The organism is Collinsella aerofaciens, assembly GCF_040915545.1.
Classification (GTDB): domain Bacteria; phylum Actinomycetota; class Coriobacteriia; order Coriobacteriales; family Coriobacteriaceae; genus Collinsella; species Collinsella aerofaciens_BE.
Genome location: NZ_JBCPDH010000010.1, coordinates 18,352 through 34,688, shown reverse-complemented (window position 1 = coordinate 34,688; position 16,337 = coordinate 18,352). Strand labels below are relative to the sequence as shown.

General features: G+C 58.2%; 11 protein-coding genes. 7 read left to right on the top strand and 4 right to left on the bottom strand.

Going from position 1 to position 16,337, the window contains the following annotated elements; translation table 11 throughout:
• The first annotated feature begins 54 nt into the window (after positions 1-54).
• The 3 genes from AB5202_RS04915 to AB5202_RS04905 are packed head-to-tail and all read left to right on the top strand — an operon-like array spanning position 55 to position 1,997.
• Entirely contained in the window at positions 55-855 is an 801-nt protein-coding gene (locus AB5202_RS04915) for a ParA family protein (protein WP_368143641.1), read from the top strand.
• Positions 848-1,753 carry a ParB/RepB/Spo0J family partition protein gene (locus AB5202_RS04910; RefSeq protein ID WP_250787716.1) on the top strand — a complete coding sequence of 302 codons (906 nt, stop codon included), beginning with the start codon at positions 848-850 and terminating at the stop codon, positions 1,751-1,753. Before AB5202_RS04915 ends, AB5202_RS04910 begins: the two co-directional genes overlap by 8 nt.
• Positions 1,743-1,997 carry a hypothetical protein gene (locus AB5202_RS04905; protein ID WP_368143640.1) on the top strand — a complete coding sequence of 85 codons (255 nt, stop codon included), beginning with the start codon at positions 1,743-1,745 and terminating at the stop codon, positions 1,995-1,997. Before AB5202_RS04910 ends, AB5202_RS04905 begins: the two co-directional genes overlap by 11 nt.
• Before the next feature lie 198 nt (positions 1,998-2,195).
• On the opposite strand, the gene rlmN is transcribed toward AB5202_RS04905, so the two are convergent.
• Complete coding sequence (gene rlmN, locus AB5202_RS04900; protein ID WP_343007493.1) at positions 2,196-3,248, bottom strand: dual-specificity RNA methyltransferase RlmN; 1,053 nt, start codon at positions 3,246-3,248, stop codon at positions 2,196-2,198.
• Positions 3,249-3,333: 85 nt separating this feature from the next.
• Here rlmN and AB5202_RS04895 point away from each other — a divergent pair, with 85 nt between their 5' ends.
• Positions 3,334-4,299, top strand: a complete 966-nt coding sequence (locus AB5202_RS04895) for a D-alanine--D-alanine ligase family protein (protein WP_349090258.1) — start codon at positions 3,334-3,336, stop codon at positions 4,297-4,299.
• Positions 4,293-7,187, top strand: a complete 2,895-nt coding sequence (locus AB5202_RS04890) for a helicase C-terminal domain-containing protein (protein WP_368143639.1) — start codon at positions 4,293-4,295, stop codon at positions 7,185-7,187. Before AB5202_RS04895 ends, AB5202_RS04890 begins: the two co-directional genes overlap by 7 nt.
• On the opposite strand, the gene AB5202_RS04885 is transcribed toward AB5202_RS04890, so the two are convergent.
• Together AB5202_RS04885 and AB5202_RS04880 are read right to left on the bottom strand one after the other, a co-directional pair.
• Complete coding sequence (locus AB5202_RS04885; protein WP_368143637.1) at positions 7,184-8,101, bottom strand: helix-turn-helix transcriptional regulator; 918 nt, start codon at positions 8,099-8,101, stop codon at positions 7,184-7,186. The two genes, AB5202_RS04890 and AB5202_RS04885, sit on opposite strands and share 4 nt — an antisense overlap.
• Positions 8,088-9,110, bottom strand: coding sequence for a helix-turn-helix transcriptional regulator (locus AB5202_RS04880; RefSeq protein WP_368143636.1), 1,023 nt, complete (start codon positions 9,108-9,110; stop codon positions 8,088-8,090). Before AB5202_RS04880 ends, AB5202_RS04885 begins: the two co-directional genes overlap by 14 nt.
• Before the next feature lie 198 nt (positions 9,111-9,308).
• Here AB5202_RS04880 and AB5202_RS04875 point away from each other — a divergent pair, with 198 nt between their 5' ends.
• Positions 9,309-12,446: a hypothetical protein gene (locus tag AB5202_RS04875; protein ID WP_368143634.1), complete on the top strand. Its 3,138-nt coding sequence runs from the start codon at positions 9,309-9,311 to the stop codon at positions 12,444-12,446.
• 22 nt (positions 12,447-12,468) lie between these two features.
• Positions 12,469-12,687 (top strand): hypothetical protein, encoded by a 219-nt coding sequence (locus AB5202_RS04870; RefSeq protein ID WP_368143633.1) that lies wholly within the window; start codon positions 12,469-12,471, stop codon positions 12,685-12,687.
• A 65-nt stretch (positions 12,688-12,752) separates the two neighbouring features.
• Here AB5202_RS04870 and AB5202_RS04865 read toward each other — a convergent pair whose 3' ends face one another.
• A complete protein-coding gene (locus AB5202_RS04865; RefSeq protein WP_368143632.1) occupies positions 12,753-16,184 on the bottom strand; it encodes a SpaA isopeptide-forming pilin-related protein in 3,432 nt (1,143 codons plus the stop codon).
• Positions 16,185-16,337: the final 153 nt, after the last annotated feature.

Sequence of the window (16,337 nt, the reverse complement as noted above, 5' to 3'; positions counted from 1 at the left end):
GTTTCACGTGAAACATCCTCCGTTTGACAGCTTTAATACACACCAGGAGGGACCGTGGGATTTCGCGACGTTAAGCGTTCGAAGAGCGCAAAAGATAAGCGTATTATTGCAATCATCAATCAAAAAGGCGGCGTCGGTAAGTCAACGACGGCAGTAAACCTTGCAGCAGCACTGGGTGAACAGGGACGCAAGACGCTGATTGTCGATTTTGATCCGCAGGGAAACAGCACCAGTGGATTTGGAATTGAAAAAGAAGACCTTGATCAGTGCATCTATGATGCATTGCTGAATGACGTGCCGGCAGAATCGCTTGTTCTTGATACCAATTGCAAAAAGGTATTCGTTATTCCGGCGACAATTCAGCTTGCAGGCGCCGAAATTGAGCTCGTAAGCGCAATTGCTCGTGAAACCCGCCTAAAAGATTTGCTTGAGCCCATTCAAGACGAGTTCGATTTTATTTTCATTGACTGTCCTCCTTCGCTCGGCCTGCTTACCATCAATGCTTTGACCGCAGCAGATAGCGTTTTGATTCCGATACAGTGCGAGTATTACGCACTCGAGGGCGTTACGAAGCTGCTTGAGTCAATGAAGATGGTCAAATCACGTCTGAACAAGGGCTTAGACACTTACGGCGTGCTTATGACCATGTATGACTCGCGTACTTCTCTGTCGAATCAGGTTGTTGAGGAGGTTCAGTCGTACTTTGGTGATAAGGCTTTTAAGACTCTAATTCCCCGTACCGTAAAAATCTCTGAGGCTCCGTCTTTTGGAGAGCCGGTAATTACCTATGCACCTCAAAATAAGGGTGCAAAAGCGTATATGAACCTTGCAAAAGAGGTGATCAAGCGTGCCTAGTGCAAAGAAACGTGGTGGATTAGGACGTGGACTCAATGCTTTGGTCTCAGAAGCCGAGTATGAGACCGGCGGTTCGGCTGCATCGGCTTCAAATGCCGCATCTGAAACAAAACTACCTATTGAGGATATTGTTCCCAACCCTAATCAGCCGCGAATTCACTTTAACGAAACTGAACTTCGCGAGTTGAGCGAGTCAATCCAAGAACATGGCGTTTTGCAGCCGCTACTGGTTCGCAAACATGGAAATGGCTATGAGATTATTGCAGGTGAGCGCCGTTACCAAGCATCGAAACTAGCTGGCCTTGAAGAATTGCCTGTCATCATTAAAGAAGTTAATGATGAGGAGATGCTCGCTCTTGCACTTATCGAGAATCTTCAGCGTTCTGATTTGAATCCCGTCGAAGAGGCGAAGGGTTATCGTCAGCTCATTGATGCCAGTGGGATGACGCAGGAGGCGTTATCAAAGGCTGTCAGTAAGTCTCGTTCCGCAATTACAAATTCACTTCGTTTGCTAGATCTTCCCGAAGTCGTGCAGCAGATGATTTTCGAAGGCAAGCTTACTGCAGGTCATGCAAGAGCGATTCTTGCGGTTCCATATGAAGATGCCAGGATTCGTCTTGCTGAGAAAGTTGTTGCTGAAGGTCTTTCCGTTAGAGCGACAGAAAATCTTGCTCCATTGTTTTCTGCCGGAGAGACGCCAAGGACTCCGAGGCCAGCAACACCTCAGTCATTCAAAAAGGCTGCTCGAGTCCTTCGTCAAGTTTTCAACACGAATGTACGCGTGAAGAGCTCGCGTGGCAAGAACAAAATTGAAATCGAGTTCAAAGACGAGGAGGAGCTCTCCCGTATCCTTGGCGAAATGATTCAATTTGGGCAGGAGGATCAGGATGAAGAATAAGGTTCTCGCGGTCGTTGCGTTGGCAACCACCGTCGCCGCTGGTGCCTTTGCTGGTTATAAGATTGTGACAGATGATGAACTACGCGGTCGACTGCTGCGCGGAGCTCAGGATATCGTCGATACATCTAAGAAGAAAATGGATGTGATGACCGAAGATGTCGCCATGCGCACTGCTCAGGTGACTAAGAATCCCAAGATTAACCAAGACTGGGTTAACCATCAATGGGAAAATGTTGGTTATTAGGTACCTAACAATTACTTGCCTTTTTTGAAGGGGTCCTTGTCTGATTCATGAGACAAGGACCCCTTATTATGGCTATAAAACTAAGGTTACGTAAATCAAGTCCTCTAGGATGAAAACAAATGAAACAGCCCTGGTTGCATTATCTACAACCAGGGCTGTCGGATGTTTCACATGAAACGTTATGGGGTGCAAACTCCCCTATGCGTTCTTCTGGACCTTGAAACGTTGCTTCAACTGACCGCAAGCGGCATCAATATCATTGCCGCGAGAATTACGGATCGTGGTCTCGATGCCACGAGACTCAAGGCGGCGCTGAAGATCCTCGACCTTATGAATCGGAGACGGCTTGAGCGGGCTGCCCTCGATGTCGTTAAGCTGAATCAGGTTAACGTGGCACAGCGTTCCCTCGCAGAAGTCGCAGAGCGCCTGCATCTCGGGATTCGTGTCGTTGACGCCTTCGATCATGGCATACTCATAGGTCGGTCGGCGTCCGGTCTTCTCGGTGTAGAGCTGAAGCGCCTCGTGAAGGCGAAGTAGCGTGTACTTCTTAACGCCAGGCATAATCTTGTTGCGCGTGGACTGGATAGCGGAGTGCAGCGACACAGCGAGCGTGAACTGCTCGGGAATGTCGGCAAACTTGCGAATGCCTGGAATAACACCGCTGGTGGAGACAGTAAGATGACGGGCGCCGATGCCAATGCCATCGGGGTCGTTAAGGATGCGCAGTGCCTTGAGAACCTCGTCGTAGTTGGCAAATGGCTCGCCCTGGCCCATGAAGACAACGCTCGTGGCACGCTCGCCAAAGTCGTTGGATACATGAAGTACCTGGTCGACGATCTCTTGAGCAGTCAGAGAGCGCTTGAGGCCGTTGAGACCGGTAGCGCAAAAGGCACAGCCCATGCCACAGCCTGCCTGGGTGGAAACGCAGACGGAAAGCTTGTTACGGCGGGGCATACCGACAGTCTCGACGGAAATGCCGTCGTGGTACTCGAGCAGATACTTGCGAGAGCCATCTTTGGAAACCTGTTTGGTGAGTTCAGTCGGCGTGTCGAAGGCAAAAGCCTCTTTAAGCTGCTCGCGGAAAGCCTTAGGAAGGTTGGTCATATCGTCAAACGAACAAACGTTCTTCTCAAAGACCCATTCGATGAGCTGCTTCGCGCGGAAGGCGGGCTGGCCGAGTTCGGCCACAAGCTCGCGAATATCGTTTTGGCTCAAGTCGCGAATGTCCTGAGATTTAGTCCTGGGATTCATGGAAGCCTTTCGATTTTGGGGAAACGTAGAGGGTATCGCTACAATATGGTATCAGCTGCAGAAATTATAGAGGAGGAGTCTGCCCATGCCGGGTAAAAGCCTAGAGAACATGCACGTAGCGGTCTTGGCGGGCGGTCATTCCGCCGAGCGCGAGATCTCGCTCAATTCGGGAAAGAACGTCGTGGTGGCCTTGAAGGAGGCCGGCTACACTTCGGTGGAGCTGCTCGACACCGCTGCCGATGATTTTATGGTAACCATGGCGACCGGCGGTTTCGACGTGGCGTTTATCGCCATGCACGGTGCCGGCGGCGAGGATGGTGCCATGCAGGGTGCCATGGAGACCCTGGGTATCCCCTACACGGCGTCGGGTGTGCTGGCGAGCGCCTGCGGTGCCGACAAGGAGGTCTCGAAGCTCCTATACGCCAAGGCGGGCATTCCCATTGCCCCCGGCCTGGCGCTCGAAGTGGGCGATGAAGTCGATATCGATCATATCGTCGAGGTTTGTGGCGAGCGCTGCTTTGTGAAGCCGGCCGTAAACGGTTCCAGCTATGGCATTTCCCTGGTCCATGAGCCCTCCGAGCTTCCCGCGGCAATCGCCAAGGCGTTTGAGTACGGCGACAAAGTGCTGGTCGAGAAGTGTATCGAGGGTACCGAGATCACCGTCGGCGTATACGGCGAGGATGACGTGCGCGCCCTGCCGATCGTTGAGATCCGTAAGCCCGAGGACTGCGAGTTCTACGATCTGGACGTGAAGTATGTCGACCCTACGGACATTCATCGCATTCCGGCGCAGATTTCGCCCGAGAACTACGCTCGTGCCCAGGAGCTAGCCTGTGCCGCCCATAGGGCGCTCGGTTGCTTGGGCATCTCGCGCAGCGATTTTATCGTGAGCGAGGACGGCCCCGTTATCCTCGAGACCAATACCATTCCCGGCATGACCGATACGTCGCTGTATCCGGATGAGATCCGCCACACCGACGATATGACGTTCCCGCAGGTCTGTGACAGCCTGATCCGTATGGGTCTTCGTCGAGCGGGCATTGCATGCTAATCGAGGACGCGGTTTCATCAGGAACGCCGCAGTTTGTCATCGACTCCTATGCCACGCTTGCCGAGCGCGCCAAAACCCAATCGTTTGGTCTCATCGAGGAAGATGTTATCGTCCTCGATACCGAGACCACGGGTCTTTCGGTGCAGGACAACGAGCTTATTGAGATATCGGCGGCCCGCCTTTCGGGCCGCGAGATCGTCGACCGCTTCGATACCTTCGTGCATCCCAAGCAGCTGATTCCCGCCGAGATTACCGAGCTCACGAGCATTACAAACGCCGATGTGGCAGATGCCCCATCGGCCGTCGATGCCGTGGCCGCTCTCGCCGATTTTGTCGGCGGCTGCCCGGTGATCGCACATAACGCCACCTTCGACCGCTCGTTTATCGAGTCGGTCAAGGGCGGTGTCAACGTCAGCGACATCTGGATTGATTCGCTGGCACTGTCGCGCATCGCGCTTCCGCGTCTGGCATCGCATAAGCTGTCTTTCATGGCCGACCTGTTTGGCTGCGACTCGGTGTCGCACCGCGCCAATGCCGATGTCGACGCCCTGTGTGGCGTATGGCGCGTGTTACTCGTGGCGCTCACCGACTTGCCCCAGGGCTTAATGGCGTGCCTGGCCGACATGCACCCCGACGTACCCTGGTCCTATCGTCCTATCTTCTCGTTCTTGGCGGGGCAGAACCCCGGTTCCATCTTCTCTCTCAGCGCCGCCCGCGCCGACGTACTCAAGGCCGATCGGGCCGATGATCGCGTTGATGCGGACGAGCTACCGGTCCTTAAGATGCCGAGCCGCGAGGAAATCGAGGCGGACTATGCCCCGGGCGGCCTGGTTAATCGCATGTATCCCACGTACGAGCCGCGCGATGAGCAGATCGCGATGGCGCTCGAGGTCCGTGATGCACTCGTTACGGGAACGCATCGCGTGATTGAGGCGGGCACGGGCGTCGGCAAATCGATGGCTTACCTGGTGCCTTTTGCCGAGGCCGCACGCCGCAACAACATCACGGTTGGTATCGCGACTAAGTCGAATAATCTTGCCGACCAGCTCATGTATCATGAGCTGCCCAAACTTGCCGAGCAGCTGGACGGAGGCCTATCGTTTTGCGCCCTCAAGGGCTATGACCACTATCCATGCTTGCGCAAGCTTGAGCGCATGAGCCGCGGGCAAGTCGAAATTACGACTAAGCGTGATCCTGCCGACACGCTTACGGCAGTCGCGGTCATCACGGCGTACGTGTGTCAGTCGGCCGATGGCGACCTCGACTCGCTCGGTATTCGCTGGCGCAGCGTCAACCGTCCCGACTTTACGACGGCGTCGCGCGAGTGCGCCCGCCGCCTATGCCCGTTTTTCCCCGATAAATGCCTGGTCCACGGCGCCCGCCGTCGCGCGGCGCATGCCGATGTGGTGGTCACCAACCATTCCCTGCTGTTCCGCAATGTTGCGGCCGAGGGCAGAATCTTGCCTCCGATTCGTCACTGGGTGATCGATGAGGCCCACTCCATCGAGCGGGAGGCGCGTCGTCAATGGGCGCGCGTGGTGTCGGCGGATGAATCGCGCGTTCTGTTTGAGCGCCTGGGTGGCTCGAGCACCGGTGCCCTGAGCCAGGTTTCCCGCGATTTGGCAACCTCGGAGGGCTCTACGCTCTACTTGGGTCTAACCGCCAAGGCGATGTCGACGGTTGCGCGCGCGAGCATGGCAATCGCCGACGTGTTTGACGGCGTTCGCGAGCTCGGCCGCCGTGCCCGCGGGGGCTATGACAATGCGAACCTATGGATTGGCCCCGAGCTGCGCGAATCAGACGACTGGCATGATTTCTTACAGTCGGCCTACACTGCCATCGACGCATTGGAACAAGCTGACAAGAGCGTAGACGCGCTGGTGCAAGCCGTTGCCGCCGACAAGCCCGAGGTCGTTGTGGACCTGGGTGATATCTCGCGTCGCCTGCATGAGCTTGTCGAGAACCTCAAACTCATCATTGACGGTACCGACGAACACTACGTGTACTCGTTGCAAGTCAATCGCAGACTGCGTGCCGGCGGCGAGTCGATGACTGCGGAGCGCATCGATATTGGCGAGGCCTTGGCAACCGAGTGGCTGCCCGAGGTCCACACGGCTATCTTTGCATCGGCGACCATGACGGTTTCCAAGAGCTTTGAGCACTTTAACCATGCCGTGGGCCTCGATCGCATCGGTGCCTCGACATCATCGTCGCTGCACTTGGATTCGAGCTACGACTTCGATTCAAATATGGCTGTAGTCGTTGCGGGCGATATCCCCGATCCGCGCGATCGTGAGAGCTATCTTTCGGCGCTCGAGCGTGTGCTGGTCGACGCTCATCTTGCCATGGGCGGCTCGGTGCTCACGCTGTTCACCAACAGGCGTGACATGGAGGAGCTGTACGCTCGCGTCGAGCCCAAGATGGCTCGTGCGGGTCTGGAACTCAACTGCCAGCAGCGCAACTCGTCTCCTCGCCGTCTGCGCGATCGCTTTATCAACGAACCGACCTCGTCGCTCTTTGCGCTCAAGGCCTTTTGGGAGGGGTTTGACGCCAGCGGCGAGACGCTGCGCTGCGTCATCATCCCCAAGCTGCCGTTCTCGAGCCCCACAGACCCGCTCTCATGCGAGCGCAATCTGCGCGAAGACCGCGCTTGGGCGCGCTATTCGCTGCCCGAGGCCGTGCTCGAGGTCAAGCAGGCAGCCGGTCGCCTCATTCGCTCATCGACCGATTGTGGCGTACTCATCTTGGCCGACCCGCGCCTGGTGACGAAGGGCTACGGCAAGAAATTCTTAACGTCGCTGCCCACGAGCTCCTATCAGCGCATCGAGTCGGCACAAATCGGGCACTATCTACAGCTATGGCGCGCACGCCACGAGCGGCGCCGCTAAAGCGGACAGACGAGGGATTTTGCCATATCGCACAGACGCCCTGACAGGGCGGGGTCATCCAGGATGCGGATGGCCCCGCCCGCTGCGATTACCTGGCTAAACAGCCAGCGCTCGGAGCCGTAGCGCACATTCACTGTTGAGCTGTCTGCCCCATTGGGTTCAATCGACATAATGCCGGGCCAGTCTAGGCGCTCTGCCAAGGCGCGCGGCATGAGAAGCTTCGCGCTCCGCTCCGCCTGGGCGAGGGAGTCGTGGAGGGTCGCGGGCTCCGGTGCGTGGCGCACGACGGAGTCGTCGGTCAAGACCAAGCCCTCGATTTTATCCATACGATAGGTACGCTGTTCATCGACCGCGACATCCCAGGCAATCAGATACGTTTGATCGCCGTTTGTTGTGATGCGCAAAGGGTCGACCAAACGCTCGCGCGCTTGTGTGTCATCCATGGAGCGATACGAGATGCGGCAGCGAACGCCGTCCCGAATGGCGCAGCTCAGCTGCTGCCAGTGCGATCCGTGGGCGACGGTGTCAAAGACGCGCTGGTTGTAGCCGAGCTCCTTGGGAAGAAGGGCGCGCCGTATTCGAGCCGCCGCTTGGGGTTCGATCCCCAATGATTCAAGTTCATGGTTGAGCACGGCGCCCTCGGCGGCACTCAGACGCAGCGGTAGCACGCGCCCCGCATCACCGGTGAGGACCACGCACTCGCCGCGGCGTTCGCAGATAATACGTGCGCCCGATTCTCGGTCCGCAAGCGTCGAGACGATCTCGAGAATCTCGTCGAGCGATGCCCCCGTGATATCAAAGCGGCTGCAAAGCTCGTCTCGTGTCATGCCATTCTCGCTGGCGGCGTAGAGGGCCTCCATGATATCGATGGCGCGCGAGAGTCTTTGCTCGCTGGTGAGTTTACGCACGGGCATGCTCGTGCACCGTCCTTTCGATGAGGTGATTCCACGCCTGCTTGAGAGAATTGGGGGCGACGGGCCTCATGCCATCCATGGCATGGGCCATGCAAAACGAGGCTGCGGCTTCAAAGTCGCGCACGTCAACGGTCCAGGTCCACTCTGCTTCGGTGCGCGTGAGTTCGCCTCGTCCGCGTGTGAGACCGCTGACCATATCGGCCTGTGCCTCACGCGCGAACGAGAACGTAGCCGCAACGGGTGGACGGTCGGCAAAATCGAACTCAAAGAATAAGTAATCGTTGAGGTTGAAATCCGCAGGAATGGCGTAGGCTTTCGAAGGTCTCCAGGCGCGAATGATGCGGTCACAGCGGAATGTCCTGATGTCGTCGGTGGCATTGTCGAGGCCGCAGAAGTATGCCGTACCCTCGCGTTCGAACATGCCGTAGACGCAAACGGTCCGCTCGCGTTGTTCACCGCGCCCGTTTTGGTACAAAAAGCGCAGCGCGCAACGCTCGGCAAAGGCACTCCATACCGCATCGACGGCGGGAGAGCGGTGGATCGGTGCCTCTCCTGTCGTCGACATGCCGGTGAGGTAGGCAATCTTGGAGCGAATGTCGGCAAGCGGCGCGGCAAAGGCGGATGAGCCTGCCGCGAGTGTCTGGTCGATGGCATTGAGCAGGATGTCGGCATCGTCTGCGGTGATGAGGCCTCCCGCGGCAAACGTATGCTCGCGGTCGATCGTCCACGCGCTCTCCTCGGTTTCCTGCGCTCCGGCAGCACGAACCTCCCTGATAACGATGCCGCGTTCGAGCAGCTTGTCGCGATCGCGGCGGAACTTGCGTTTGTCTGAGTCGATATTGCCCGAGCCGTACCCCAAATCGGAATCCAGGACGATTTGCTCGGTCGTCAGCGGTTCGGGAGAACTGTTGAGTACAAAGAAAAGGTTGAGGATGCGCTGAGCCGTTTTATCGAAACCGGGCTCGGGTGCCCCCTTTTTAATTGTCGCGGTCGCGTCGCTTGCCGTCATAGAATCCTCGCATGAGAAGGTCGTTTGATGCCATGATTTTAGTCCGATATGGAGATTAGGCTATATCCTTGTCCGCTCGCGGCGTTAAGATGGCCCGAATTCGGTCGTTTGCGCTCGCTCGGGGTATACTTTCGACTATATACGGTTCTAATGTGCATGCATTGGGCCTATTTGTCGGATTATGGATGTGGAGCGCACATGGCGAACACCCAGAACTATATTAACCACCTGCTGCAGAACACCGGCATTACGCCGGCGTGCAGTGAAGAAGAGCGCCTGGCTGCTGAGGATATCGCTCAGATTTTCCGCAACCACGGCTTTGATCCCGAGGTGCAGGAATTTAATGCTCCCGCGCCCAGCAGGTTGGCGTTTGCTGTTACCGGTATTCTGGCGTTTGCCGGCGCCCTGCTGATGGGCATCGGCGGCGGTATCGGCTTGGTCGGCACCTTGCTGGCCATTGTCGGTGCCGTGCTCTACGTGCTCGAGCGCACGGGACATCCCGTGGTTTCGCGCCTGGGAAAGACCGGTGTGAGCCAAAATGTCATCGCCTATCACAAGGCCTCGGGCCCGCTTGCGTCTCCGCGCAACCGCCCGGTCGTCGTGGTGGCCCACTATGATTCCCCCCGTGCCGAGCTCCTTGCTCGCGAGCCCTACGCTCCGTATCGCGCGCTCATCGCCAAGCTCCTGCCTGTCGCCACGATCGCGCCCGCGGCTGTCGCCATCCTGCGTATCCTGCCGCTCCCCGGCGTGCTCAAGGTGCTGCTGTGGGTTGTCGCGATTTTGGCCTCCCTCGTGGCACTGGCCAATGCCGCCAATATAATCTCCAACCGTTTTGTGCTTCCCTACACGTCTGGCGCGGTGTGCAACAAGTCCTCTGTTGCCGCTATGCTCGGTGTCATGGACAACGTTGCCCCCTATCAGGGCGAAAACGAGTTCCCCGACGACATTCCGTTCGATACCTATTTTGGCGAACAGAAGCGTCGCGCCGAGGAAATGGCGCGCGCGGCGGCCGAGTATGCCGCGGCCCAGCAGCAAAACGACTACGGCAACACCATTGAATATGAGGAGCCTTCCTGCGACGAGGACGAGTTTGGCCAGCCGGTGGCGCCTGTCGATGTACCCGAGCAGGACGAGGCTTTTGATGGACAGATCGATGGTTTTGAGGGTGCCTCTGCCGACGAGACGCTGATCGGCGTTATCGCCCCCGAGGCTCAAGACCAGACTGCCCAGGCCGAAGTGTCCACCGAGGAAACGTCCACCGCCGAGCCGGCGGAGGAGCCTGCGGTGGTCGAAGCCGCCGAGCCCGAGCCCAAGCTCTATCGCAATGCCGCCGGCAATATCCGCTTTGGTTCGGATGCCATCCGCGCGCTCGGCATGCTTCCCGAGTCCTGCACGCTCGATTACGAAGAGGGCGAGGAGCCGACGTTTGAGCCGGAGCCTGCTCCCGTTGCACAGGAGCCTGCGCCCGCGGCCAATACGGCTGTTGCTCCCGCCGAGCCGGTCGCTGCCCCTGTTGCTGCCGCGGAGCCTGACGATAAACCCGTGCTCGATTCTGCAGCCGGTCTGGATATTCTGGCGCCTGCCGCTCCGGCACAGGTTGAAGACGAGACCGCCGACGAAGACTATGACGAGTATCCGCAGCGCGTGTCCTATGAGAGTGACACCGATTTCTCGGCCGAGCTTCCCTCGACAACGCCCCATGCCGATATCGCTTCCGCGTTCTCCTCGATTGGTGCCAGCGCTTCGAGCTTCTTTAAGGGCGCCCTTGCGAAGGGCAAGAAGTTCGTCGACGACTTTGAGGAAAAGCGCGCCGCTGCCCGCGAGGCCTCCGAGCGGGAGGCCATCGCCCAGCAGCAGGCCGCCGAGGCCGAGCGTGAGCGTGCGGCACAGGAGTTCGAGCAGGGTGAGGCCGAGCAGCCGAAGCCTGTCGATGTCGCCGACGCCACGACGTCCTTCGAGGCTCCGCAGCCGACATCCGCTGACGTTGCCGAGGCTACGACGTCCTTTGAGGCGCAGCAGCCGGTCGATGGCACCATGTCATTCGATGCCACGATGACATTTGAGAAGCAGGGCACCGCAATTGCCGAGCCCCTTCCCATCTCCGACGATGCCCAGGATGCCGCCGATGATTCGGTTGTCGACGAGGCCGATTCCGTTGAGGCCAGCGCACCCGAACAGGTCGAGGCTCCTGCTATGGAGCAGAAGTCCCCTGCGATTGACGAGGCTCCCAAGACGGATGAGTCCAGGCCTTATTCTACGCAGATCTTTACCATGCCCGCGCCGAGCGACCCCGGTGCCACGGTGGCCAATGTCGCTCCCACGCAGGACGAGACAGTTGACTCCCTCATGGCGCAGATTTCGTCTCAGGTGCCTCCGCGCCAACATATGAATATCCCCGATCCGGCCTCCGCGCCTGCGCCCTCTTCGTCGCCGCTGGCCTCGGTCCCCGATCCGTCGCTGCCTTCGATGCAACAGGCCAACGTCGCATCCCGCACGTCGCTGTTCGATCTTCCCGATCCTTCGGCACAGACAAATGATCCCTTTGCGACGGCGCAGGGTCCCGAGCCCACGTCGGCACCGGTCGCGGCCCCCATGCCGATCTCCTCGGGCGCACAGCCGCTCGAGACCATCTCGGCTCCTGCTTCGACGGGCGCCAAGCCGCAGAAGCGTGGCCTGGGTGGCTTGTTCGGTCGCAAAAAGAAGAACGAGCAGGACAGCATGAGCGACTGGCTGGGCGTCGAAGACGATTACGATGCCAAGAAGTCTGGCCGCGGCATTGGCTCGTGGGATAACTTCGAGGATGACGACGACGGTTGGAAGGGCGGCGCCACCTCTTCCGATGGTGCTTCTGCCGAGGATATGCTCTCGGCCGTTGCCTCCATGGGTGACGATGAGCTGCTCGGCCACGATATCTGGTTCGTCGCAACGGGCGCGTCCGATTGCGACGGCGCCGGCATGAGGGCGTTTTTGGCCTCGTATCGTGACAAGCTCCGCGGTGTGTTCTTCATCAACCTCGAGTCTATTGGTGCCGGCAGGCTTTCGGTGGTAACAGTCGAGGGCGAGCAGCAGCTGTTTAAGGGCGATCGCCGCATCATGAATCTTGTCAGCAAGGTGTGCAAGTCGTTCCACGTCGATTGTGGTGCGTTCGAGATGCCCTATGCAAAAACCGATGCATCCGCAGCGCTCGAGGCGAGCCGTCGCGCCCTTACGATCGCCGGTGTGGACGGTCCGCGCCTTGCCTACGCTCGCACCGAGGATGACCTGCCGTACAACGTCAATCCGACCAATATCGCTACGGTGTCCGAGGTCGTGACCGAGGTCATTCGTCGTTCTTAGACAGATCCGCTAAGGAGTCAGCGTGTTTTCGTACATCAAGCGCCATTGGCCCATCTATCTGATTTTGACCCTGATCGCTGTCGCATTGGGTTTTGGGGCCGCGTACGTCGTTGGCGTTAAGGGCTCGACACCCGAGACAACAATGAGCGAAGAGGTGGAGCAAGAGCAAAGCTTGGGTGCCGACGGTATTTCCGAGTCCGATCAGGCAGCCATCGATGGCGGTTCGTCATCTGCTGAATAGCCGATTTATCGTTTATGCCCAAGGCGGGCGAGCCGGGAGACTGGCTCGCCCGCTTTTTCGTCGTACTAGCGCCTCTTTGTGGCTGACCTAAGGCGAGCGAACCATATGGCTGCAGCGCCCGAGATCAGGAGTGCGGTGATGCATGCGGCGACGGGAACAGATCCCGTTGCCGGCAGGTTCTGAGGCAGGGTGCATCGTTGGATGACGCGGTCCTCATCATGCGCCTCGAGTTTATCGCCACCGCCGTTGCGGCAAAGATCGACGCGCGCGCTGTTGGCAAGTGCGGTTTGGGGCGTATAGGACGACGTTGCCTGCATATGCACGACTGCGCCTCGGGCATCCGAGTTAAGGACCGCCTTGGCATCGTCAAGATCGTCGTGTTCGTCTTTAAGGTCATCCCGGGTCCAAGAGTCCGCCTCGCTTCTGGTTGTAAAGTCGGCGGCTACCGCACCGTATTCAAAACGGATGCCCGTGATGACGGCGTCGTCTGTAAGATCAAGCTCTTTCGTATCGAGCGTGACGGACTTGTCCGTCGGGATATCTGCTTTCCATAGGTGCCACCCGTCGTAATCGACGAGACGCACATCGTCGCCCAGCAGCTTTGCAACCTCTTCCGTTTCGAGCCAAGGATTGTGGTGCCCGTCGTCAAGCGTTGCATTGACCTGCCTGCCCGTATCGCTTGTTCCTGCCGGAGACGTTCGATACCACACGTTGCACAGCCCGTTTAGATCACCGACCGCAATGGGGGTTTCAACGGCAACGAGTTTCGCTGCACCATCTTTGACGCACTCAAGGTCGTCGGTGATGGTTAACTCGTCGACCCAGGTGCTCGACTCATTTTTGGCGTCGATGGTATAGGAGAAGGCGCCTTGCGTATTGGCCCGTGCTTTGGCTCGGTTTTTTCCGTCGCCGTTGGCAACGAGTTTGCTTACGACTGGCTGTGCAATCTCTTGGCGCTTATCGACGCTTCCCCTGATCTCGATGGGGGTATCCTTCATGGCTACGGTTTGAACTTCTCCCGTGGCCTTTACTTCAAACGTTATCTCTTCGGCGAGGTCGTAGGTACGCGGAGACATCGTTTCGCGTAGGGTGTAGGTGCCGGGCGAAAGGTGCTCAATGTGGTGCGGTTTGCCGGATGAAGTCCAAGAATCGATTTCGTTGCCATTGGAGTCGCAGAGGACAAGCTCGGCGCCTGTCACTTCCTGACCTCCGCACGCGTCGACTTTGGAGACATCGATCTTGGTGTAGTCGTTGGAAACGTCAAGGCGCACTTCGATCACGGGCGTTTGCTGGTCAGCGTACGACAACTTCACAGTATGTGGGGTCGGGTTGAGCAGGTAACCTTCGGGCGCTTGTGTTTCGACGACCTCATAGGTGGCGGTACCGCATCCTAGCGAAAGATGGTCGACTCGCGCTTGCCCCCGTTCGTCGGTCGTAACGGTGGCGACGGTTTCGCCATCCAGGGCGACGATGCTGCCGTCGGTTCGCACGATGTCGCCGTCAGCGCGGATGTCAAACGTGGCCCCAGCGAGGGCGCGCCCATCTACAGCATCCGTCTTAATGATTTCGATGCTTCCGGTTGCGGCGTCGTCATAGAACGAGGCGACAGCGACCGGTGTCAGATTTCTGTCGGCGGGAATCGTTATCTCCAGGTCTTCTCCGCGCAGATACGGTTCCTTGGCCGATGCCTCGTGCACGTAGTATGTTCCGGGATGAAGTGATTCGGGCAGCGTGACGGCGCCGGTTGCATCGGTTGTGAAGGTATTCATTACATTGTGGGCCGGATACCAACATGTTTGCGAGACAGGCTCGTGGTGGCTATCGAGCAGCTGGAACGTAAAGCCGGCAAGCGGTACGGTGCCGCCGGTCTGAGCATCGCACTTTACGATTTGAAGGTGTGTCGATAGGGCATGGTTGTCAATGATGTACTGAAGCTCGGCGCCGTCTGCGGACTGCTCTGCTGCGATGGTCCATTCCCCCGCTTGCTTAAATCCTTCAGGGACCGTTTCTGCAACCTCGCGAACGGTGTAGCCCGCGCGGTCGTAGGGAATGGCACCGTGAGCGCCGGCGGGTCGCTTGCCTGCGCCAAACCATGCTTCGGGCTGGTCTTTGGTGGAGGCAAAGCCGTAAACGTTTGTGGTCAACGTGCCGACGACTTGTTGGGAGCTATTGTTGACAACTTCAAAGACGACGCCTCCCGCCGGCTGCTCAAGGCCGGACTCATCGCTATCGCCATGGTCCTTAAACTTCGAGATTTCAAGGTCAAAGGCGATGGGGATGTTGGGAATACGGCTTTCGAGCTCAACGATGCCCGTATCTCCGAGTTGCTCGGCACCGACGGTGTAGCTCCAACAGTCGTTTGAAATCAGATAGCCCTCGGGTGCTTTCGATTCGTAGATGGTAAAGGTGCCCAGAGGAACGTCATTGAGGATCGCCTGTCCGTTTTCGTCGGTCGTAAGGGTGCGAGTCCAGCCGGGAGTTGATTGCGAGACGCAGGTAAATTCAGCGCCCGCAAGCGACGCCCCAACTTGGGCGCCAGCATCCGTGGCGGCATCGATTTTTGCAATACGCAAGGTGATGGTGCCGGGCTGCTCGTTGATAGTGACATGTTCGCCGCTGTTTTGTGTGGTGAAGGTTATTCGGTCGCTTCGAGGGATATAGCCTGCCGGGGCTTTGGTTTCGACCAGGTAATATGCCGTATTGGGCAAAAGTGTTGCTTGTGCACGCCCGTTTTCGTCCATCTGGATAGCGCCGACACGTGCATCGCCCGCACTTTCAAAGATATCGAAGGTTGCGCCACCGAGTCTGTAGGTGTCGTTGCCGGCGGTGATGTCAGCCTGGGACGATTGTTTTTGGAAAGATACGGAGACGGCGGGCAGAACATAGAGCATGTCCTGGTGTCGACCCTCGCCCGAGACCGGGCCGTGATAACGCCTGGCTCGATGTGGGGCTGCCTTAATGGATCCGGACTTGGCGCTGTCGTAGAGCCAACGTGCAGCCGCTACGGCCTCGGCGTTTTCGTAAAACCTACCGCTCCTGGCAACTCCCTTGCTGTTTGTATACGAATAGGTGCCGTCGGGGTGCGTGGTTCCGTTGAGCATCCACACGGCAATCTGGGTGGCGGCGCGGGCGAGATCGGGCGACAGATTGTGGCCGCCAAAGGATGTACTGGAGGGGTATCCGTGGCAGACGATGGCGGCAAATTCGTCATCGAGCCATGTCCAGCCCTGGTTATATGTGCGCCATGGCCCTCCCGGCTTGCTGGGGCCGGGGCAGTCTTGATTCATGCAGTACGAAATCGAAGTGTCCTGTGCCTCATATTTACCGACGCCGAAGGGGCCGCAGCCGTCGCTTATAGTGCGGAAATTAAGGGCGTCGTTCCCGTCGACGGCGAGTGCGGCCCCTGGGGCCAGGCAGCCGATCAGAAAAAAGAGGAGCAGGAGCAGCGGACCTGTTGCGATTGCGCTGTGGACAGAGTGCGTGGGTGCGTTGGACATGGCTGCTCCTTATCCCTCGTGCGCCGCACGGGGAGGCCGCGGCGCTTGGGATGAGGCTACTGCCATGGTTCATGCGGGTAAGTACCGGAAGCTGACCAAAAGCTTGCCCGATTTCTGACAAATCGAGTTCAAATACAACAATCAGACAAAAGC